Source organism: Caulobacter endophyticus (assembly GCF_029543245.1).
In the GTDB taxonomy this organism is placed as follows: domain Bacteria; phylum Pseudomonadota; class Alphaproteobacteria; order Caulobacterales; family Caulobacteraceae; genus Caulobacter; species Caulobacter endophyticus_A.
Genome location: NZ_JARQWV010000028.1, coordinates 42,414 through 61,338 on the forward strand (window position 1 = coordinate 42,414; position 18,925 = coordinate 61,338).

Below are 18,925 nucleotides of genomic sequence, written 5' to 3' on the forward strand. Positions count from 1 at the left end.
AGCGCCGGCGCCCTCGCTACGGTGTCGCAAACACTTGTTTGGGAGAGAAGCGATGACGGACTTCGACGGCTTCACGGTGGTGGTCACGGGCGCCTCGACGGGCCTGGGCCGGGCGATCGCGGTCGAGACCGCCCGCCGGGGCGCGGGCCTGGTGGTGGTCAACTTCGCCAGCAGCGCAGAAGAGGCCGAGGAGACCGCCCGCCAGGTCGAGGCCCTTGGCGCCAAGGCCGTGCTGGCCCAGGGCGACGTCGCCGACGACGCCGACTGCCGCAGGATCGTCGAGGCCGCCGCGCCGTCGGGCCGTATCGACGCCCTGTTCAACAATGCCGGCATGACCAAGTTCGCCCCGCAGCACGGCGACCTCGACGCGGTGAACGCCGAGGACTTCCTCAAGCTCTATTCGGTCAATGTGGTCGGGGCGTTCCAGATGGTCCGCGCCGCCCGCAGCCTGCTGGAGGCCGCGCCGCGTCCTGGCGCTGTGGTCAACACCAGCTCGATCGCCGGTGTCATGGGCAACGGCTCTTCGGTGCCCTACGCGGCTTCGAAGGGCGCGATGACGACCATGACCCTGTCCTTGGCGCGGGCCCTGGCGCCGAGGATCCGCGTCAACGCCATCTGCCCCGGCTTCATCGACACGCCGTGGTTCGGCAAGGCCATGGACGAGGACCGCGTGGCCCGGCTGCGCGCAGGAGCGGCGGCGGCCACGCCGCTGCAGGTCGCCTCCACCGCCGAGGACGTGGCCAGCGCCGCTGTGTTCCTGGCCTCGCCCGCCGCACGCCACGTCACCGGCGAAACCCTGCTGGTTGACGCCGGCCTGCATCTGGGCGCGGCGACCCTGTCGATGCGCTGAAGTCGCACGCAAACGCGGATCGACAACTTGCCGACAACTGTGGCCGATGCGCCGCTTGTGAAGCAAATGCGCCACAGTTGCCCAAGTTTTGAGCGATCCATGTTCTTAATGCTGGCGCTGTGCCCCCTCTGATTGCAACTAGAGCATGGCCCGCGGTTAATCCCGGCTTGTGAAGGAACGCGCTTGCAGGCGCCGCACAAGTTGGGACCACACTCCCGACGGGCTACACAAAAAAGGGGATAACACGGATGAAGATCTTCAAGCTCGCGCTGGCCGCCGCGGCCGCTTCGGTCGCCCTGGGCGGCGCCGCCATGGCTCAGGAAGTCAGCCTTTCGTACAATGTCGGCATCGCCAGCGACTACGTGTTCCGCGGCGTCAGCCAGACCAACGAAGACCCGCAAGTGTTCGGCGGCGTCGACCTCGGCTACGGCGTCGGCTACGCTGGCGTGTGGGCTTCGAACGTCGATTTCGGCACCGATGACCCGACCGTGGAAGTCGACTTCTACGCCGGCGTGAAGCCGACCGTCGGCGACGTGTCGATGGACTTCGGCGTGCTGTACTACGGCTACTCGAAGGACAAGGGCCTGACCCCCGGCAAGTACAGCTACACCGAGCTGAAGGCCGCCGTGTCGAAGCCGGTCGGCAAGGCCACCCTCGGCGGCGCCGTCTACTTCTCGCCGGAATGGCCGGGCGACCTGTCGACCGCCGTCTACTACGAAGCCAACGGCTCGATCCCGCTGAACGACAAGTTCTCGCTGAGCGGCGCCCTGGGCAAGCAGACCATCGAGGACGGCGCCGACTACACCACCTGGAACCTCGGCGTCGCCTACGCCCTGAACGACAAGCTCTCGCTCGACGTCCGCTACTGGGACACCAGCGAGCATGACTTCGGCAGCATCTACGACTCGCGCGTCGCCGTGTCGCTGAAGGCTTCGTTCTAAGCCAGGCCCTTCGGGACCAACGAACGAGCCGCCCGGGTCAGCCCGGGCGGCTTTTTCGTGCGCGTCAGCCGGCCCAGGCCGCCTCGATCTCGGACGTGTCGATCAGCAGGGCGAAGGACAGGCCCAGGCTCTTCAGCGCCCCCTCGTGCAGGTCGGGCTCATAGGCCGCGCAGGCGTCGCCGGCGACGAAGACGTGATAGTCGCGGTGGAAGGCGTCGCGCACCGTGCTGTCGACGCAGCATTCGGTGGTCAGGCCGCAGACGATCAGGGTGTCGACGCCCCGTGCGCGCAGCCGCGCATCGAGGTCCGTGCCGACGAAGGCGCTGTAGCGCGGCTTGCGGACAACAAGCTCGCCCGGCTCCGGCAACGGTCCGTGGAAATCGGAGCCCCGCGTTCCCTTGCGGCAGATCACCCGCTCGATCTCGGGATCGCCTCCACGTCGGCGCATGCGCTCGAGCATGGTCGGCGGGTCGCTGTCCGGCGTGGTCTCCAGGCCGACGAACACCACCGGCGTCCCGGCCGTCCGCGCCGCCCGCGCCAGGCGCTGGGCGTTCTCCAGCGCGGCGGTCGCCGCCGACAGGTCGACGCCGAACAGGCCGATCACCCCGTCCGGCGCGGCGAAGTCCACCTGCATGTCGACGATCACCAGCGCCGTCCGCGACGGGGCGATCCAGGCGGTCAGGCCGTCCTGCGCGATGATCGGCGTGGCGTTCACGGATAGGTCTCCCGCAGGCCCGGCAGGATCTCGGCGCCGAACATCGAGAGGCCGGCCTCGTAGTCGGGGAAGATCAGCATCAGCCCGTCCAGCTCGCAGGTTTCGACCAGATCGCGGATCTTGGCGCCGCAGGTCGCCGGCGCGCCGATCACGGTGCGGGTCATGAACGCGCCCTGCCGCGCGGCCGTTTCGGCCAGGCGCTCGGGCGGCACGCCCCAATTGGACAACATGGTGGTGACCGCGCCCATGTCCACCCCGTCGCGATAGCGATCCGCCAGGTCTTGCGCCTGCGCGTCGGTGTCGGCGTGGACCACGGTGCACATGGCGTAGGTGCGGATCGTCTTGCCCAGTTCGTTCGCCCGCGCCTTGGCCCGGCGGCTGGCGTCGCGCAGCGCCGCCTCGTCCTCGCCGCCGATGAAGCAGGCGTCGGCCTCGGCCACGGCGAAGGAAAAGCCGCGCTCGGAGACGCCGGCGCAGATCAGGTCCGGACGCGGCCTGCTGATCGGCTTGGGCTTGGACTGGCAGTCGGTGAGCGTGAAGAACCGGCCCTCGTGGCTGACGCTGTCCTCGGTCCACAGGCGCTTGACCAGACGCGTCCACTCCTCGGCCAGGGCGTAGCGGTCGTCGTGATCGAGGGCGTCGTCCCAGGCGCCCATCTGGGCGAACTCGTCGCGATAGGCCCCGGCGACGATGTTCAGCCCCGCCCGGCCGCCGCTGATACGATCCAGGGTGGCGATCATCTTCGCGGCCACAGCCGGGTTCTGCAGCAGGGGGTGCAGTGTGGCCCAGATCTTCACCCGGCTGGTCGCCTCGGCCAGGGCGGCCATAAGGGTTACCGACTCCAGGGCCGCGCCCCAGTGGTCGGTGTCGCCGCCGAAGCCGCGGAACTTGGCCATCGACATCACGAAGTCCAGGCCGATCTGGTCGGCCAGCACGGCGGCGGCGCGGTTCTGCGGATAGAGGCCGTCGAGCGGCGGCGTGCTGCTGGAGACGATCCAGCCGCCATTGGCCACGGGCAGGAAGACGCCGAACTCCTTGCGCCCGCCGTCGTACCCCATCGTCGCCTCCACGCCCGCTCGCTCAACCGCGAGTCAGGCGCGACCATAGACCAAAAGCATGGTCGCGCGAGACCGGCCTCAGAGGTTGGCGGCGGGCTCGGCGTCAGCCTGGACGGCGGCGTCGCGCGGCTTGGGCGGACGCATCAGCAGCACGGCCACGAACACAACCGCCGTCAGGGCCGCGAACAGCTGGAAGGTCGGGGTGAAGCTGCCAAGGCGGTCGCGCATGAAGCCGCCGATGAACGGTCCGGCCGCCGACACCGCGCCCACCAGGCAGACCAGCGAGAACAGCTCGACATTGTTGCGGCGGCCGAAATAGTTCAGCAGCAGCAGGCTGACGGCCAGCACGGTCAGGCCAAAGCCCAGGCCCACGCCCACGGCGTAGAGGATCTGCAACGGCAGGGTGGTGGCGTGCGCCAGGGCCAGCAGGCCGGCCACCAGCAGGCCTTGGGCCAGCACCAGTAGCCAGCGCGGATCGATGCGGTCGCCCACCGCGCCGCCGGCCATGCGGGCTGCGACCTGCATCAGGCCCTCGGCGCTGAGCGCCCCGGCCGCGACGACACCGGCCACGCCCAGCTGCGTCAGGTGCGCCTGGGTCAGGCTGGCGGCGGTGACCCCGGCCAGCAGGTGGCTGAAATAGGCCGCCACCAGGATGGCGAACTGCGGAGTGCGCACGGCGTCGCGAACGCTCCAGTCATGGTCGGTGCGGAAAACGCGCGGATGGGCCGGGGCGGTCTTGGCTTCGGCGGCGGTCAGGCGGTCCATGGCCCGGCCGGCCTCTTCCAGCCACTTGGGGCCGCCGACCACGGCGGCGCATAGCAGGCCCAGCAAGCCGATGACCACCGCCTGCAGCGCCCAGTAGATCCGCCACTGGCCGTCGAACGCGCCCTGGCTGGCCAGCACCAGCAGCGGACCGGCGACGCCGCCCAGGGCGCCGCAGGTGAAGTAGATCCCGAACGGCAGGGCCCGCTGGCGGAAGATCGCCGACAGCACATGGGTGCCGGGAATGAGGGCCGCCGCCTGGAAGCCGATCCCCAGCAGGGCCGTGGCCAGGAAATAGGCCGGCAGGCTCTGCACCTTGGCCAGCAGGGCCAGGCCTGCGGCCATCACGGCCGCGCCCGCCACCAGCGTCGCGCGCACGCCCCAGCGGCGGATCAAGAGGGTCGGCAACCAGGACGAGGCGCCGGTGGCCACGCCCATGACGGTGAAGCCGAGGAAGGCGTTCTGCCAGCTCCAGCCCAGCTCCGGGACCATGGCCGGGATCATCACGCCCAGCGACGAATAGGTGGCCGCGGTGATCAGGAACAGCAGCAAGCTGAAGGCGCCCAGCAGCAGCCAGGGACGGTGCTGGATCTGGTGGTTCGTCATCAGAAGCGCCTTGCGAGGGTGATCCGCCACTCGCGCCCCTTGCCCGGCAGGGCGGCAAGGTTGGCGTAGGTGTCGGCGACGGGCGTGAAATAGAGCTCGTCCAGCAGGTTATCGACGTTGAGCGTCGCGGTGTAGGGGCCCTGCTCGTAGGCCAGCGAGCCATTGACCACCGCATAGGCCGGATAGACCACCGCGCCGGGAACCGTGCCCGAGGTCTTGGTCACGTGGGTCACGCCCAGCGTCCCATAGAGCTTGCCCCAGTCGTGCTGGTCCGAGGCGTAGGCGCCGTAAAGGCTGACCACGGATTTCGGGATCAGGGTGTAGTCGTAGTCGCCCGGCCGGACGCTGGCGAAGCTCCAAACCACGTACGAGCCGCCATAGCCCTGCGCCCCCGGCACGCCCGCCGTATAGGTCGGCACGTACTGGAACGAGGTGTCGGGGCCCTTCACCGTGGTGCGCTGGGTGTTGCCCGAGAAGGTGAAGCTGAAATGCTGGCTGGCCAGCCAGCGAACCTCCAGCTCGACGCCCTTCGAGCGCGTACCGGCCGGATCGCCGTTGATGCCCATCAGCTGGGTGCGGTTCTGGCGGTAGCCGGCCAGCGAGCCGATCAGCGCGCCCTTCAGCCACTGAAACTTAACGCCGGCTTCGGCCAGGTCGCTATCCGACAGCCAGGCGTCGCCGGCGTCGGCCACCAGGCCTGGATTGACGTCGCCGGCCTGGCTCATCTCCAGCGCGCTGGCCTTGGCGTAGGAGATGTAGGGCATCAGGCCCCACGGCGCCTTGTAGGTGACGCTGGCCGTATAGGTTCCCTTGCCCTTGGCGGCGTGCTGCTCGCCGGGCGTGGTGAAGCTCAGCGAGCCGGTGTCTTCCGAGGTGACGTCGTAGTCGTCGTAACGGCCGCCCAGCATCAGGTTCAGCCGCTCGCCGACCTTGATGTCGGTGGTGAAGAAGATCCCGGCTTGCGTCCACTTGGTGTGGTTGTCGTTTTCCCAGGTCATCGACGGGTCGGTGAACGGGCTGCCGATCAGGTCGGTGGCGGTCTGGCCCACCGACAGGTCGCGGCGGTCAAGAGCGATCAGGCCGCTGTTGTAGCTCTCGCGCCGACGGCCCTTGAAGCCGCGATACGAGGCGCCGACGAACGAGCGGGCGACCACGGCGTCATCGAGGAAGCGGTTGGCGAACTCGTAGGTGGCGCGAGCCTCCCAGACCTTGCTGTCGAAGCGCGCCGGATAGCCGTAGGAGACGAAGCGCTTGTTCGTGAGGTCGTCGTAGAACAGCTGCAGCTTGATCGCGCTGTCGGGCGACAGCTTCCGGGCGATGTCGAAATAGAGGGTGCTGGTCGCCGTCTTCGAGAAGTCCGCGCCCGAGACATAGACCGTGCGCGGCGACAGCTTCGTGGTCCCGACGCCGGTATCCAGGGTGTGGGCGCCGTCCGTCGCCGGGAAGCCGTAATAGGGCAGGTACAGCGCCCCGCCGATCTCATTGGGGGTCAGGCGGCCATTGCCGTCGGCGTCGACCAGGCTCGTATCCCGGCCGGTGACGTAGGTGCGGTTGTCGATCAGGTCCTGGGTCAGGCGGTTCCAGCCGGCGGTCTGCACGTCGCCCTTGGAGCGATAGACCATGCCGCCCAGCGCCGTGCTCCAGCCATCGCCCAGGTCGAAATCGGACGACACCTGCAAGGTCTGTCGGCGCGGATAGATGCCGCGATAATAGCTGTGACTGTCCTCGACCTCGCCATAGACATGCACACCGCCGACCACGTTCCCGAAATTGGCGGGCAGGCCGATCTGGGCGGTGGCGTTCTTGCGATTGTAGCTGCCGAAGGTGGCGGTCAGTTCGCCCTCGGGCTCGGTCAGGTAACCGCCCTCGCCCTTCCCGGACTTGGGGATGAAGTTCAGCATGCCGCCGACCTTGCCCGCGCCATAGATCGGGGTCGGCGGGCCGCGGACGATCTGGATCTGGTCGGCGGCCCCGATCGGCGTCGAATAGGTGCCGCGGTTCTCGATGCGCTTGAAGCCGCGGAAATAGTTCTCCGCCAGGGTGCCGCGGATGTTGAGCGCGCCGGGCACGCCGTAGAAGCTGGCCGTATAGGTGCCGGGCGACACCGCCGTCAGGCCGTCGATGGTCTCGATGCCATAGCGCTGCAAGGTCAGGTCCGACACGAAGCTGGCCGAGCGCGGCGTCTCGATCAGCGGCTTGTCGAGGCCGAACACCGTGTCGTTGGGCTGCTTTTCCAGAAGGCCGGCGTTGCGGTCCCGAGCGACCACCACCACCGCGTCGACTTCCGCCAACTGGTCGTCGGCATGCGCGGCCGAGACGGCGAAGGCGCCAAGGGCGGCGACGGTGGCGAGCAGGACGAGGCGGCGAGACATGCGTGCGGACTCCGGAGAGCGGGACCAAGGCCCCGCCTCGCCGCACCAAATGGGGATGACTTGACGTTCGTCAAAATCCCTTCTGACATTTTAGAATGGATTGCCAAGGCCTGTGTCGGGAAAGCCTCACAGTTGGCGGGATGTTCCGCCCCATCCGACATCCCCCGCGAAGGCGGGGGCCCAAGCTGACGTTCAGCATGGAGCGCTGCCGAGCCATCTTCTGCCGTCTCAGCTTGGATCCCCGCCTTCGCGGGGAAGAACGGAGTTGAGGGTATCGGTTCAGAAAAAGCCGTCCGCCAACTTCAGGCCGCGAGCCGCCTGGCCTCGATCCGGCGCGAAGCGGCCTGCACTCGCAGTTCGTAGTGGTCGCCCTGCGTCACGTCTTGAACGTAGCGGGGGCGATGGGCGGCGACGTTGACGCCGCCCGCGTGGCGCAGGCTGTCGAACAGGATCCCCGCCCCGCCCGATGCGCGCACCGCCTCGCCCAGCACCTGGCCGGCGGCGTAATCGTCACTGGCATAGACCTCGGGCCGCGCCGCCTGCTGGCCGCGGATGTCGAGATAGTCGCCCTTGAGCCGCGCGGTATAGACGCGATACTGACGGCTGATCGTCGCCGCGCCGATGGCGACCGCCTCGCGGCGCAGGTGGTGGGCCACCTCGGCCACGGCCGTCGTCAGGTGCTCGGCGGCGTACCAGGCGCCAAGGTCGGGACCGTTGAAGCGCATGCCACCCGGCGCCACGTGCAGGAACGAGGCCATGACGATACTGGCGTTGGGGCGGCCATAGACCCGCTCCTCCATCGGCAGGCGCGCAATGCGCTCGGCCACCAGCCGGTCGTTGGTCCAGCCGGCCAGGTCCATCACCGCGTCGAGATCGGCCGCCGTCGCCACGGTGTCGAACAGGCCGATCGGCGGAAAGCGCGACGGGATCAGGCGATAGGCCGGCCGGGGCGCGGGCGCGTGGGGCTCGCCGCTCACGAGAAGACGATCTCGGCGTCTTCGTAGGGGCGGAAGTCACGGTCGAGATCGCCCGGCGGCATGTAGAGCCCGCCCCGCGCGGCGTCGAGGAACCGGCGCAGGCTGAGCAGCCCGTCCTGGGTTCCGCAGGTCAGGAGTTCGATGGGCGCGCGGCCGCCGAACAGCGGGGCGGCGTGGCGGCTGCGCAGCCAGGCGACCCCCTCGCGCTCGCTCGCATGCAGCACGCCGAGCGCCTGGTGAACGCCCAGCACCGCCGAGATGCGAGTCAGCATGTCGAGGTCGAGGGTGATGTCGCGATGCTCCCGCACCGCCTTGATCCAGTTGTAGTAGGTCGAGCGCGACGGCAGGCCCAACACCAGCAGGCGCTCGTCCTCGGTCAGCCCCCACAGGTCGGCGATCGACAGGAAGGTGCGAAGGCCAGGGCCGCTCAGCCTCCGGCGATTGGCGGGCGAGAACCGCGACAGGTCCAGCACGCCCGGACCAGCGGCGACCTCGACGGGTTTGCGCTTGGCGTTCGACATGCGAGCCTCCATCCAGATCTACATATAGTCCAAATCTGGACTGGATGGAAGGGCGTGCACAGAAAGCCCCCTTCCCCCTCGAGGGGGAAGGGTTTGGGATGGGGGTGATCTGCTGAGTTGGCGGCAGGGCACGGCTTCCGACGCCGCCCCCCTCCCCCATCGAGGGGGAGGGCCAAAGTAAAGGCGCTAAGCCTCGACCGGCGGCCTCTGCACGGCCTCGGGGGTGACGCTCAGCACGCGCATCATCGCGGCCTTGGAAGCCTCGACGTCGCCGCTGGCGATGACGTCGGCGACTTCGCGGTGCTGCTCGATGTCGGCCATCAGCTCGGCCTCGGTGGCGCCGCCGAACGAGAACACCCAGAAGCGGGCGGCCTTGTGCTGCAAGGGGATGAGGATGCGGGCCAAAGCCAGGTTGCCCGAGGCCCGGGCGACGGCGGCGTGGAAGCGCTGATCCATGGCCACCAGGGCCGGCAGGTCGCGGGCCTTGGCGGCGGCTTCGGCGTCGTCGAACACGGCCCTGATGGCGGCGATGTCGGCCTTGGAAGCGTGGCGGGCGGCCAGGCCCGCGCAGTGCGGCTCGATCAGGGCCCGGGCCTCGTAGCCCTGGCGGAGGTCCACCAGATCCAGCGGCGCCACCGTGGTGCCCGAGCGGGCGCGGCGGATGACCAGCCCCTCCAGCGCCAGACGTCCCAGGGCGTCGCGCACGCCGGCCAGGCCCGCATCGTAGCGGGCGGCCAGCGACTGCTCGTCCAGCCGCGCGCCCGGCGGCAACTCGCCCAGGATCAGGTCCAGCAGGATCTTCTCGTAGACCTTGGCCTTCTGCAGGTCGGGCGACCAGTCCTCCAGGCCCGACGACGAGCAGACGTCCAGCACCAGCATGCGCGAGCGCGCGCCGCCTCCAGCGACGTTGTAGGGGGCGTCGTCAGGGGCCCGAGGGGGCGAAGGCTGGCGCACGGAACCGCTCCGAAGATTGTCCTCGGACTGATAGGTAGGCTGAAATGTCAGTTTCGCCTAGTGGCTTCGCGCCCGTAAGGGGATGCGCTCAGGCGCCCTGCATCGGCGGCTGGAACAGGCCGGTGGGCGAGGCCGTGAAGATCTCGCAGCCGTCCTCCGTCACGCCGATCGAGTGCTCGCACTGGGCCGACAGCGACTTGTCGCGGGTCACGGCCGTCCAGCCGTCGCCCAGCACCTTCACCGCCGGCTTGCCCAGGTTCACCATCGGCTCGACGGTGAAGAACATGCCCGCCTTCAGCACCGCGCCCTGACCGGGACGGCCGAAGTGCAGGATGTTGGGGGCGTCGTGGAACACCTTGCCCAGGCCGTGGCCGCAGAAGTCGCGCACGACGCTGCAGCGCTGGGCTTCGACATAGGACTGGATGGCGTGGCCGATGTCGCCCAGGGTCGCGCCCGGCTTCACGGCCGCCAGGCCGCGGGCCAGGCTTTCATAGGTGATGTCGACCAGACGGCGGGCGCGCGGGCCGACCTCGCCCACGCCGTACATGCGCGAGGTGTCGCCGTGCCAACCGTCGACGATGACCGTGACGTCGATATTGGCGATGTCGCCCTCGCGCAGCGTCCAGTCGCCCGGGATGCCGTGGCAGACCACGTGGTTGCGCGAGATGCAGACGGTCTTGGGATAGCCGCGATAGAACAGGCAGGCCGGCAGGGCGCCGTGGTCGAGGATGAACTCGCGGGCCAGCGCGTCCAGATGATCGGTCGACACGCCCGGCACGACGTGCGGGATCAGCATGTCCAGGCACTCGGCGGCCAGGCGGCCGGCGCGGCGCATGCCCTCGAAGTCTTCGGGCTTGTGGATCTTGATCTGGCCCGTGCGGGTCTCGGTCTCGATCTCGAAGGCGTCGTCGAGGGTCATGGGCGTTCAATCTCAAACGGGGCGCGACCACGAAGGCGCGCCGGAAACACTGGATGCCGGTCGGGCTTATGTCGCGACCATAGCATGAAATTTCAACCGGCGTCGCCACCCCGCGCTCGCGCAATGGCGGCAGGCGTCAGCGACCGAGGCTGTCGTAGTCGCGCTCCATGATCGAAGCCCCGCCGCCAAGAGCCGCGGGCATATTCTTTCGGAGCCATATTATGACGACCTATTTTACCCCTGAAGCCTGCGGCGCCATCGGCGACGGCGTAGCCGACGACACCCAAGCGTGGCAGATCATGCTGGACGCCCTTCCCGCTCACGGCGGCCTCGTTCTCGCCGCCGGCCGCTACAAGGTCGGCCAACTTTACGTAAGGAAGCCGGTCACCCTGCAGTTCACCGGCGGCCTGTCGGGCGTCGCCGCCCAGTTGATCGCCGCCGAGGCCACCGACCCGGTGCTCAACGTCACCTCGCCCGGCTTCACCGCCCGCGGCCTGGTGATCACCAGCGACGTGGTCCGCACCTCGGGCGCCTATGTGCGGCTGGAGAACGCGCCGTTCTTCGCGATCAGCGACTTCGACCTGCGCGCGCCCTATGTGGGCTTCGAGCTGATCAACTCCTCGATCGGCCGCATCTGTCACGGCAGCATCCGCAACGCCACCAAGAGCAGCGTCGCGCCCGGTTCCGCCGGCATCGTGCTCGGCGCCAACGCCAACGGCTTCTGCGTCGCGGTCGTCATCGACGACGTGGTGATGGACAGCGACCTGGTTACGTCGACGGTCAAGAGCGAGCAGGTGCAGCAGATGCCCTCCTACGGGATCCGCATGCTGCACAGCGACGCGGTCGTCATCGCCAACTGCGACATCATCCGCGCGGGCAAGGACCTGGCCATGACCCCCGGGGCCAATCAGGCCGTGGTCAACACCTACATCCACCACACCTACTTCGACACCGCCCAGTTCGGGATCTTCGTCGACCCGGCCGCCGGCGGCGCGGTCGCGCGCACCTGGCTGACCAATGTCTGGACCTCGTCGCAGATCGAGAACGGCGTGATGTTGGGCGGCGACGGGGACATCATCGGTTTCCACGCCATCCGTCACCAAGCCGAGCTCAACGCCCATGACGGCGTCTTCGTCGGCTCGAACGCGGTCGATGTCTGGTTCGACCAGGGCAGCTTCGCCCAGAACGGCGGCTCGGGCATCTCGATCGCGCCCGGAACGCGGAAGTTCAAGATCCGCGGCAACCGGATCGGCCCGCACGACGACTTCGCCGGCAACCTGTTCGGCATCTATGTCGGCGCCGGCAGCAGCGAGTACGAGATCCGTGACAACGATCTGACCGGCAACACGACCATCGGCCTCAGCGACAACGCGCTGGCCGCCGACGGTCGCGTCACCCGCAACATCGGATACGCGACCCGCACGCGGGGCTCGGCCGAGATCGCCACCGGCACGACCTTCGTGACCATCAACCACGGGCTGGCCTCGCCGCCTTCGGTGACCGGTCTGTCGGTCACGCCGGTATCCGACTGGACCTCGGTGTCGCGCTACTGGATCGACAGCGCCTCGATCACCGCGACGCAGTTCACCGTCCGGGTGGACGCCCCGCCCGCCTCGGCCTTCTACGTCGCGTGGCAGGCCACCACCGAAGCGGACTGACGGTAAGAAAGAGCCCGGCGTCGGAAGGCGCCGGGCTCAAAGCGTCTAAGGCCGCCAGGCGATCGGCCGCGTGATCCTGATCTCCTGCGTGCTCATCGCGCAGGCCCAGACCATGACCTCGACCCCCGCCTCGGCCGCGACGTCGAGGCCGCGCGCGAAGGCCGGATCCAGCTCGCGGCAGGCCTTGAACTCTTCGCAGTCCTCGCGCTGCACGACGAACAGCGCGACAGCCCGATGGCCCTCGCGCACCTGGGCGGCGAGATCCTCCAGATGCCGGGTCGAGCGGGCGGCCTTGCAGTCGGGAAACTCGGCCAGGCCCGGGCTGCGGGAGAGGTGGACGTTCTTGACCTCCAGCCAGCACGGCGGCCGGTCGGGGTCGGTCAGCAGGAAATCGACGCGGCTGGCGGCGGCGTACTTCACCTCGGGCCGGATCGAGGCGTAGCCGGTCAGCTCTGGGATCACCCCGCCGACCAGGGCCTCGGCCACCAGCTTGTTGGGCAGCAGGGTGTTGATCCCCACCAGGCCGGTCCCGTCGGGGCCGGCGGCCTCGACCAGTTGCAGCGTCCAGGCCAGCTTGCGCTTGGGATCGTCGGAGTAGGAGACCCACGCTCCCTGCCCCGGCAGGTTCACGCCCAGCATGGCGCCGGAGTTGGGGCAGTGGGCGGTGATCTCGCGGCCGTCGTCCAGCACCAGGTCGCAGAAGAACCGCTTGTAGCGCTGGACGATGCGACCGCGGGTCAGCGGTTGCGGAAGAAGCACGATGCCGAAGGCGTCAGTTCGTGGAGCCGCCGTCGGGAGCCTCGGTGGTGTTGGGCGCGCGGCCGTCGAAGATCGAGCGGGCGGCTTCCTTGTCGAGGTCGCGCTGGGCGGCCGTGGTGCAGACCCGGACCGGGCGGTTGCTGCCGACGACGCGCTCGCGGCGGCAGATGACCCCGGCGTCCTTCTTCTTTTCCGCCTTCTTGTCGGCGGCGGCCGGCGCGGCGGCGTCCGAAGGCGCGGCGGTCTGGGCGGCGGCCGAGCCGGCCACGGCGATGGAGATCAGGGCGGAAACGACGAAGGCGCGCATCACGGCTCAATGGCTAAGCTGAAAGATGCAGCGATAAGCTGTCAGCCGGGGCGGGGTGTCAACCGGCGGTTCATTACCAACGCCCAGGCGCCTTCCGCGACGCAGGAGGGCGTTGCCGCCCGCCCGGCCTGGCCTTAGTCCTAACGCCGACACTTAAGAGGAGCGACGCGCATGACGGCCAGCAAGGATCGGGTGACGGCGGCGGTGCTGATCATCGGCGACGAGATCCTGTCGGGCCGCACCCAGGACGTGAACCTCAACGCCATCGCCAGGTACCTGGCGACCTACGGCGTGGACCTCTGCGAAGCCCGCGTCGTGCCCGACGTCGAGCAGGAGATCGTCGACGCGGTCAACGCCCTGCGCACCCGGTACGACTATGTGGTCACCACCGGCGGCATCGGCCCCACCCATGACGACATCACCGCCGATTCGGTGGCCAAGGCCTTCGGCGTGACGGCGCCCGAGCATCCCGAGATCATGGCCATGCTGCGCGAGCGCTGGGGCGAGCCCAACGCCGCCCGCCGCCGGATGGCCCACGTGCCCGAAGGCGGCAGCCTGGTGAAGAACCCGGTGCAGGGCCCGCCCGGCTTCCAGAAGGAGAATGTCTTCGTGCTGGCCGGGGTGCCGGCGATCATGCGCGGCATGCTCGACGACGTCGGCCCGCGCCTGCGCACCGGCGCGGTGGTGGTGGCCGTCACGGTGCGCGTCACCGGAACCGGCGAGGGCACGATCGCCGCCCCGCTGGAGGCCGTCGCCAAGGCCCATCCCGACCTGTCGATCGGCAGCTATCCGTTCTTCGCCCCGCCGGACGTCTACGGCGCCAGCCTGGTGATCCGCGGCCGCGATCCGGTCGAGGTCGAGGCGGCCGCCGTCGAGCTGGAAAAGGCCCTGGCCGACCTGGGCGTGAACAATGTGGAGCGGCTGGAGGCCTAGCGCCTAGTCTTCCTCGGCCGCCAGCAGCGACTGGGCCAGGCCCAGAAGCGCTCTCTGGGTCTTGGGCCCCGCATTGGCGTAGGCGTGCAGCAGGTCGAGCGCGCCTGGCAGGGTCAGGGCCGCCAGCATGGCCGAGTCCTCGCCGCTGGGCGCGTCCTCGCCCACCAGAGCCGCCACCGTCGTCTCCAGCCGGCCGGCGATACGCACCAGCATCGAGGCCGAGACGCGATTTTCGCCCCGCTCGTATTTCTGGATCTGCTGGAAGGTCAGGCCCAGCGCTGCGGCCAGATCGTCCTGGCTGACCTTCAGATAACGACGACGAATACGGATGCGGGTTCCGACCGCTAGGTCGATAGGATCCGGGCCGGTTGTCGTCATCGAAATTATCCGAAGCTCACAGAACTCGGCTATCTATCGACGTAGCCGTCACCGGCCGCAACGCACCTCCCTTTTAGATCGAGTAGTTTCCTTCCGCTCGCCCTCATGAACGACACGCCCAACATCGCCGCCGGCCTCGAACTCTTGACCAAGCGCGAACGGGAAGCCCTTCGCCTGGTGAGCGAACACAGGCTTTCCAAGGAAATCGGCCCGCTGATGGGGGTCTCCAAGTCGCGCGCCGACGCCCTGGTCGAAAGCGCCTGCCGCAAGCTGGGCGTCAACGGCCGCAGGGCCGCGGCGCGGGTGCTGAGCGAGCACGAGCGCGTCGCCGCGGGCGGCGGCGGCGCTATGGGATTCGCCGTCGGCGACTATGGGATTCGATCCCACCCCGACCCAATCGGACTGGCGGGCAGCCCGCCCTCCCCGCCACCGTCGGCCTCGCAATCAACCGAGGCCTTCGACCGCAGTGAAAGAGTTTCCCGACAATTCGCCCCCGACGACGGCGAGCCCGACCAGCCTTCAGGAGCACCGACTGGGCCTGCTGGTCTGGAAGGCCCGGCAGATCCGCCAGGCGGTGACCGCCTTCGAACAGACCTGGCCGCCCCTGCCGCCGGAGCCGGCGGTCCCGCCCTTCGGCTGGTCGCAGCTGCAACGCCAGCTGACCGACCTGGCCCCGCCGGAACTTTCGCCCCTGGTGGCCGACCTGGTCTCGGCGATCCGCAAGGAGGCGGCGGCCAAGCCGGCCGAGATGGTGCTGAGGGAGATCCTGACCATCACCGCCACGGTGCTGGACGATGGCTTCCGCGAGAAATACGCGGAGGATCCGACCATGCTCTGACCCCCGCCTTCCGCCTCCTGGCCGTCCTGGCCATCGCGCTCGGCTTCGCCATGCTGATCGGCGGGCTGCTCAGCGCCCGCCAGGTGATCGAGCTCTTCCAGAACCTGCGCCACGGCTGAGGCCGCCTTCCCCAGGAGGCGCCCGCCCGCGCCTTCGACCATCGTCCGGATCGCGCCTGCCGGAGCGCCGGACTTCCGAGGGGACCCCCGCTAATGAACCGCCGTATCGTCGCCGAGCACCTCGCCACCCGCCTGTTCACCGCCGAGGAGGCCGTGGACAACACCCTGGCCGCCATGGGCGAACTGATCGCCGCCATGCCCCGGGCCCGCCTCCAGGCCCGCGTCGCCGCCGGCGTCGGCCAGCTGGCCGTCGACCACGTGATGGAGGCCGCCTCGGGCCTGGCCGAGGTCCGCCGCTCCCTGATCGCCGCCCACGGCGCCCTGGCCGACGCCAAGGACCAGATCGGCCTGCGCCGCGTCACCCTGGTAGGCGGCGGCGACAAGGAGGAGGACGGCGATCCCACCCGCACCGGCTTTCTGGAGGTTGTGAAGTCGGCCTGACCGCCGCCTTCGTCGGCTAGTCGACAGCCCTCTTCCGACGCCCGCGATTCGTCGCGACAATGGCCCCCGGACACTGTTCGGGGGCCTCATGTTCAGCATCCTGCCGACCCAGCTCGGCGCCGGCGCGATGTTCGTCGTCTGCGGCGTGGCGCTGTGGATGGGCGGCCGGCTCGAGCGCATCCTGGCGATCGCCACCATCCTTGCCTGGGTGGGCTCGGCCCTGGCCGAGATCGAGGACAAGAGCCTCACCCAGTGGGGCATCTTCGCCGTCGATCTGGTCTATCTCACCGTGCTGGTCGGCCTGACCCTGTTCGACCGCCGGGTCTGGCTGCTGTTCATGACCGCCTTCCAGCTGCTGATCGTGCTGACCCACGTCGCCTTCACCCTGGACCGCTCGCTGCGCCAGTGGGGCTTCTTCTCGGCCTACTACCTGTGGAGCTACGCCGAGTTGGTGGCCTTCGCGGTGGGGCTGGGGGCGCTGGCCTGGCGGCGGAGGCGGGCGCAGTGATGTTTGGTGCGGGCAGCCGGGATCGAACCGGCATAGCCTTGCGGCTGGCAGATTTTAAGTCTGCTGCGTCTACCAGTTTCGCCATGCCCGCACTGGTAGGCGAGGCCTAGCCTAGCTCGCGGAAGGCGTCGAGCCCTCAGTCGGCCGTCCAGCCGCCGTCGACGACCATGGAACTGCCGGTCATCAGGGCGCTGGCGTCCGAGGCCAGAAACACCACCGCGCCCATCAGGTCCTCCACCTGGCCCAGGCGCCCCAGCTTGATCTTGGCCAGCACGCTGTCGAGGAACGCCTGGTCCTCGAAGAACGGCCGGGTCAGCGGGGTCTCGATGAAGGTCGGGGCGATGGTGTTGACCCGCACGCCGTGCGGGGCGAGGTCGAGCGCCATGGCCTTGGACAGGCCCTCCAGCCCCCATTTCGACGCGCAATAGAGGCTGCGCCGCGCGCCGCCCACATGGCCCATCTGCGAGGTCAGGTTGACGATCGAGCCCTTCACGCCGGCCTCGACCATCCGCGCGGCCACGGCCTGGGCGACGAAGAAGGCGGCCTTCAGATTGAGGCCGAGCACGGCGTCGTAGTCGTCCTCCGTCACCTCGACGAACGGCTTTGGCCGGTTGGTGCCGGCGTTGTTGACCAGCACGTCGAAGGCCGGCGCGGCGACGATCGCGGCCTTCACCGCCCAAAGGTCATCGACGTCGAGCACCAGGGCCCGCGCTTGCCCGCCCTGGCTGCGGATCGCGTCGGCGGCCGCCTCGATCTCGCCCGCCGAGCGCGCGGCCAGGGTCACCTCGGCCCCGGCCTGGGCCAGGGCGGCGGCGGCGGCCAGGCCGATTCCGCGCCCCGCCCCCGTCACCAGGGCCCGGCGGCCGTCGAGGCGGAACGAGGGGGTGCGCGGCAGCTCCAAGTCCCCTACTCCGCCGCCAGCAAGGGCGAGGCCGCGCCCGCATAAGGCACGTCGCGGCCGCCGAAGCGGCGCACGCGGATATTGGCCTGCTCGCCATGGCCCGCGAAGCCTTCCAGGGCGCACAGGCGCGAGCAATATTCGCCCACCAGGGCCGAGGCCTCGTCGGTCAGCACCTTCTGGTAGGTGCAGGTCTTGAGGAACTTGCCCACCCAAAGGCCGCCAGTGTAGCGGGCCGCCAGCTTGGTCGGCAGGGTGTGGTTGGTGCCGATCACCTTGTCGCCGAACGAGACGTTAGTGCGCTCGCCCAGGAACAGCGCGCCGTAATTGGTCATGTTGCGCAGGAAATAGTCCGGGTCGGCGGTCATCACCTGCACGTGCTCGGAGGCGATCTTGTCGGCGATCTCGACCATCTCGGCGTCGCTGTCGGCGAGGATCACCTGGCCGAAGCTCTCCCAGGCGCGGCGGGCGACGGCCGCCGTGGGCAGGATCTCGAGCAGCTTCTCGATCCAGGCGATGGTGTCTTCAGCCAGCTTGCGCGAGGTGGTCAGCAGGATGGCCGGGCTGTCGGGACCGTGCTCGGCCTGGCCCAAGAGGTCGGTGGCGCACAGCTCGCCGTCCACCGTGTCGTCGGCGATGACCAGGGTCTCGGTCGGGCCGGCGAACAGGTCGATGCCCACCCGGCCGAACAGTTGGCGCTTGGCCTCGGCCACATAGGCGTTGCCGGGACCGACCAGCATGTCGACCGGCGCGATGGTCTGGGTGCCCAGCGCCATGGCCGCCACGGCCTGAACGCCGCCCAGGCAGTAGATCTCGTCAGCGCCGGCCAGGGCCTGGGCCGCGACGATGGCCGGCGCCGGCTTGCCGCCGAACGGCGGGGCGCAGGTGACCACACGCGGCACGCCGGCCACCTTGGCCGTCAGCACCGACATGTGGGCCGAGGCCAGAAGCGGATACTTGCCGCCAGGCACGTAGCAGCCGGCCGCATTGATCGGGATGTGCTTGTGGCCCAGCACCACGCCCGGCAGGGTCTCGACCTCGAGGTCGAGCATGGTCTCGCGCTGCTTCTGGGCGAACCCCTTCACCTGGGCCTGGGCGAACTCGATGTCCTTGAGGTCGCGCGCCGACAGCTGGTCGATGCAGGCCTGGATCTCGGCGGGCGACAGGCGATAGCTGTCGCGGTCCCAGCCGTCGAACTTCACCGACAGCTCGCGCACCGCCGCGTCGCCGCGCGCGGCCACGTCGGCGAGAATGCCTTCCACCGTCTCGCGCACCGCCCTGTCGGCGCTCGCCACCGCACCGGCGTCCGCGCCGGTCTTCAACCACCTGGCCATGGGCCGTCCTCCTGGCGTCTCCCTGAAGGATGTTTGGCCCGGATCGACGGCTCACGCGCGGCATGCGGCTGGAACAG

General features: G+C 69.2%; 20 protein-coding genes, 1 tRNA gene and 1 pseudogene. 8 read left to right on the top strand and 14 right to left on the bottom strand.

What is annotated here, in order from left to right; all coding sequences use genetic code 11:
* The first annotated feature begins 34 nt into the window (after positions 1-34).
* Both P7A99_RS21735 and P7A99_RS21740 read left to right on the top strand, forming a co-directional pair.
* Complete coding sequence (locus tag P7A99_RS21735; RefSeq protein ID WP_277795828.1) at positions 35-850, top strand: SDR family NAD(P)-dependent oxidoreductase; 816 nt, start codon at positions 35-37, stop codon at positions 848-850.
* Between the two features lie 248 nt (positions 851-1,098).
* Complete coding sequence (locus tag P7A99_RS21740; RefSeq protein ID WP_277795829.1) at positions 1,099-1,791, top strand: TorF family putative porin; 693 nt, start codon at positions 1,099-1,101, stop codon at positions 1,789-1,791.
* Positions 1,792-1,855: 64 nt separating this feature from the next.
* On the opposite strand, the gene P7A99_RS21745 is transcribed toward P7A99_RS21740, so the two are convergent.
* The 8 genes from P7A99_RS21745 to map all read right to left on the bottom strand — a co-directional run bounded on the left by P7A99_RS21745 (position 1,856) and on the right by map (position 10,675).
* On the bottom strand, positions 1,856-2,506 hold the full coding sequence (locus tag P7A99_RS21745) for a cysteine hydrolase family protein (protein WP_277795830.1): 651 nt from the start codon (positions 2,504-2,506) through the stop codon (positions 1,856-1,858).
* Positions 2,503-3,564, bottom strand: a complete 1,062-nt coding sequence (locus P7A99_RS21750; protein ID WP_277795831.1) for an LLM class flavin-dependent oxidoreductase — start codon at positions 3,562-3,564, stop codon at positions 2,503-2,505. The genes P7A99_RS21745 and P7A99_RS21750 overlap by 4 nt, the downstream gene beginning before the upstream one ends.
* Before the next feature lie 78 nt (positions 3,565-3,642).
* Entirely contained in the window at positions 3,643-4,932 is a 1,290-nt protein-coding gene (locus P7A99_RS21755) for an MFS transporter (RefSeq protein WP_277795832.1), read from the bottom strand.
* Positions 4,932-7,304, bottom strand: coding sequence for a TonB-dependent siderophore receptor (locus tag P7A99_RS21760; RefSeq protein ID WP_277795833.1), 2,373 nt, complete (start codon positions 7,302-7,304; stop codon positions 4,932-4,934). The genes P7A99_RS21755 and P7A99_RS21760 overlap by 1 nt, the downstream gene beginning before the upstream one ends.
* A gap of 302 nt (positions 7,305-7,606) precedes the next feature.
* Complete coding sequence (locus P7A99_RS21765; RefSeq protein ID WP_277795834.1) at positions 7,607-8,281, bottom strand: RES family NAD+ phosphorylase; 675 nt, start codon at positions 8,279-8,281, stop codon at positions 7,607-7,609.
* Complete coding sequence (locus tag P7A99_RS21770) at positions 8,278-8,802, bottom strand: MbcA/ParS/Xre antitoxin family protein (RefSeq protein WP_277795835.1); 525 nt, start codon at positions 8,800-8,802, stop codon at positions 8,278-8,280. The genes P7A99_RS21765 and P7A99_RS21770 overlap by 4 nt, the downstream gene beginning before the upstream one ends.
* A 186-nt stretch (positions 8,803-8,988) precedes the next feature.
* Positions 8,989-9,681: a GntR family transcriptional regulator gene (locus P7A99_RS21775; RefSeq protein WP_277795854.1), complete on the bottom strand. Its 693-nt coding sequence runs from the start codon at positions 9,679-9,681 to the stop codon at positions 8,989-8,991.
* A gap of 163 nt (positions 9,682-9,844) precedes the next feature.
* Positions 9,845-10,675: a type I methionyl aminopeptidase gene (gene map, locus P7A99_RS21780; protein ID WP_277795836.1), complete on the bottom strand. Its 831-nt coding sequence runs from the start codon at positions 10,673-10,675 to the stop codon at positions 9,845-9,847.
* Positions 10,676-10,896: 221 nt separating this feature from the next.
* On the opposite strand from map, the gene P7A99_RS21785 reads away from it, so the two are divergent.
* Positions 10,897-12,333, top strand: coding sequence for a hypothetical protein (locus P7A99_RS21785; RefSeq protein ID WP_277795837.1), 1,437 nt, complete (start codon positions 10,897-10,899; stop codon positions 12,331-12,333).
* Positions 12,334-12,378: 45 nt separating this feature from the next.
* Here P7A99_RS21785 and sfsA read toward each other — a convergent pair whose 3' ends face one another.
* Positions 12,379-13,092 (bottom strand): DNA/RNA nuclease SfsA, encoded by a 714-nt coding sequence (gene sfsA, locus P7A99_RS21790; RefSeq protein ID WP_277795838.1) that lies wholly within the window; start codon positions 13,090-13,092, stop codon positions 12,379-12,381.
* 13 nt (positions 13,093-13,105) lie between these two features.
* A complete protein-coding gene (locus tag P7A99_RS21795) occupies positions 13,106-13,399 on the bottom strand; it encodes a hypothetical protein (protein WP_277795839.1) in 294 nt (97 codons plus the stop codon).
* A 171-nt stretch (positions 13,400-13,570) separates the two neighbouring features.
* Here P7A99_RS21795 and P7A99_RS21800 point away from each other — a divergent pair, with 171 nt between their 5' ends.
* Positions 13,571-14,332: a competence/damage-inducible protein A gene (locus P7A99_RS21800; RefSeq protein ID WP_277795840.1), complete on the top strand. Its 762-nt coding sequence runs from the start codon at positions 13,571-13,573 to the stop codon at positions 14,330-14,332.
* Between the two features lie 3 nt (positions 14,333-14,335).
* On the opposite strand, the gene P7A99_RS21805 is transcribed toward P7A99_RS21800, so the two are convergent.
* Complete coding sequence (locus P7A99_RS21805; RefSeq protein WP_277795841.1) at positions 14,336-14,710, bottom strand: helix-turn-helix domain-containing protein; 375 nt, start codon at positions 14,708-14,710, stop codon at positions 14,336-14,338.
* A 105-nt stretch (positions 14,711-14,815) separates the two neighbouring features.
* Here P7A99_RS21805 and P7A99_RS25275 point away from each other — a divergent pair.
* The 4 genes and pseudogenes from P7A99_RS25275 to P7A99_RS21820 form a co-directional block, all read left to right on the top strand.
* Positions 14,816-15,004: pseudogene (locus P7A99_RS25275) on the top strand (LuxR C-terminal-related transcriptional regulator); the annotation flags it as partial.
* Positions 15,005-15,176: 172 nt separating this feature from the next.
* Complete coding sequence (locus P7A99_RS21810; RefSeq protein ID WP_277795842.1) at positions 15,177-15,548, top strand: hypothetical protein; 372 nt, start codon at positions 15,177-15,179, stop codon at positions 15,546-15,548.
* 212 nt (positions 15,549-15,760) lie between these two features.
* Positions 15,761-16,108 (top strand): hypothetical protein, encoded by a 348-nt coding sequence (locus tag P7A99_RS21815; RefSeq protein WP_277795843.1) that lies wholly within the window; start codon positions 15,761-15,763, stop codon positions 16,106-16,108.
* A gap of 88 nt (positions 16,109-16,196) precedes the next feature.
* Positions 16,197-16,616 carry a hypothetical protein gene (locus P7A99_RS21820; RefSeq protein WP_277795844.1) on the top strand — a complete coding sequence of 140 codons (420 nt, stop codon included), beginning with the start codon at positions 16,197-16,199 and terminating at the stop codon, positions 16,614-16,616.
* A 4-nt stretch (positions 16,617-16,620) separates the two neighbouring features.
* Here P7A99_RS21820 and P7A99_RS21825 read toward each other — a convergent pair.
* The 3 genes from P7A99_RS21825 to hisD form a co-directional block, all read right to left on the bottom strand.
* Positions 16,621-16,707: transfer RNA gene (locus P7A99_RS21825), tRNA-Leu, on the bottom strand.
* A 45-nt stretch (positions 16,708-16,752) separates the two neighbouring features.
* Positions 16,753-17,517, bottom strand: coding sequence for an SDR family NAD(P)-dependent oxidoreductase (locus tag P7A99_RS21830; protein WP_277795845.1), 765 nt, complete (start codon positions 17,515-17,517; stop codon positions 16,753-16,755).
* 5 nt (positions 17,518-17,522) lie between these two features.
* Positions 17,523-18,848, bottom strand: a complete 1,326-nt coding sequence (gene hisD / locus P7A99_RS21835) for a histidinol dehydrogenase (RefSeq protein ID WP_277795846.1) — start codon at positions 18,846-18,848, stop codon at positions 17,523-17,525.
* Positions 18,849-18,925: the final 77 nt, after the last annotated feature.

Bases quoted from the DNA above. Each gene is read 5' to 3' on its own strand.
- P7A99_RS21740 (WP_277795829.1), top strand. From the start codon at position 1,099: ATGAAGATCTTCAAGCTCGCGCTGGCCGCCGCGGCCGCTTCGGTCGCC.
- P7A99_RS21750 (WP_277795831.1), bottom strand. From the start codon at position 3,564: ATGGGGTACGACGGCGGGCGCAAGGAGTTCGGCGTCTTCCTGCCCGTG.
- P7A99_RS21755 (WP_277795832.1), bottom strand. From the start codon at position 4,932: ATGACGAACCACCAGATCCAGCACCGTCCCTGGCTGCTGCTGGGCGCC.
- P7A99_RS21760 (WP_277795833.1), bottom strand. From the start codon at position 7,304: ATGTCTCGCCGCCTCGTCCTGCTCGCCACCGTCGCCGCCCTTGGCGCC.
- P7A99_RS21770 (WP_277795835.1), bottom strand. From the start codon at position 8,802: ATGTCGAACGCCAAGCGCAAACCCGTCGAGGTCGCCGCTGGTCCGGGC.
- P7A99_RS21775 (WP_277795854.1), bottom strand. From the start codon at position 9,681: ATGCTGGTGCTGGACGTCTGCTCGTCGTCGGGCCTGGAGGACTGGTCG.
- map (WP_277795836.1), bottom strand. From the start codon at position 10,675: ATGACCCTCGACGACGCCTTCGAGATCGAGACCGAGACCCGCACGGGC.
- P7A99_RS21785 (WP_277795837.1), top strand. From the start codon at position 10,897: ATGACGACCTATTTTACCCCTGAAGCCTGCGGCGCCATCGGCGACGGC.
- P7A99_RS21795 (WP_277795839.1), bottom strand. From the start codon at position 13,399: ATGCGCGCCTTCGTCGTTTCCGCCCTGATCTCCATCGCCGTGGCCGGC.
- P7A99_RS21800 (WP_277795840.1), top strand. From the start codon at position 13,571: ATGACGGCCAGCAAGGATCGGGTGACGGCGGCGGTGCTGATCATCGGC.
- P7A99_RS21805 (WP_277795841.1), bottom strand. From the start codon at position 14,710: ATGACGACAACCGGCCCGGATCCTATCGACCTAGCGGTCGGAACCCGC.
- P7A99_RS21815 (WP_277795843.1), top strand. From the start codon at position 15,761: ATGAACCGCCGTATCGTCGCCGAGCACCTCGCCACCCGCCTGTTCACC.
- P7A99_RS21820 (WP_277795844.1), top strand. From the start codon at position 16,197: ATGTTCAGCATCCTGCCGACCCAGCTCGGCGCCGGCGCGATGTTCGTC.
- hisD (WP_277795846.1), bottom strand. From the start codon at position 18,848: ATGGCCAGGTGGTTGAAGACCGGCGCGGACGCCGGTGCGGTGGCGAGC.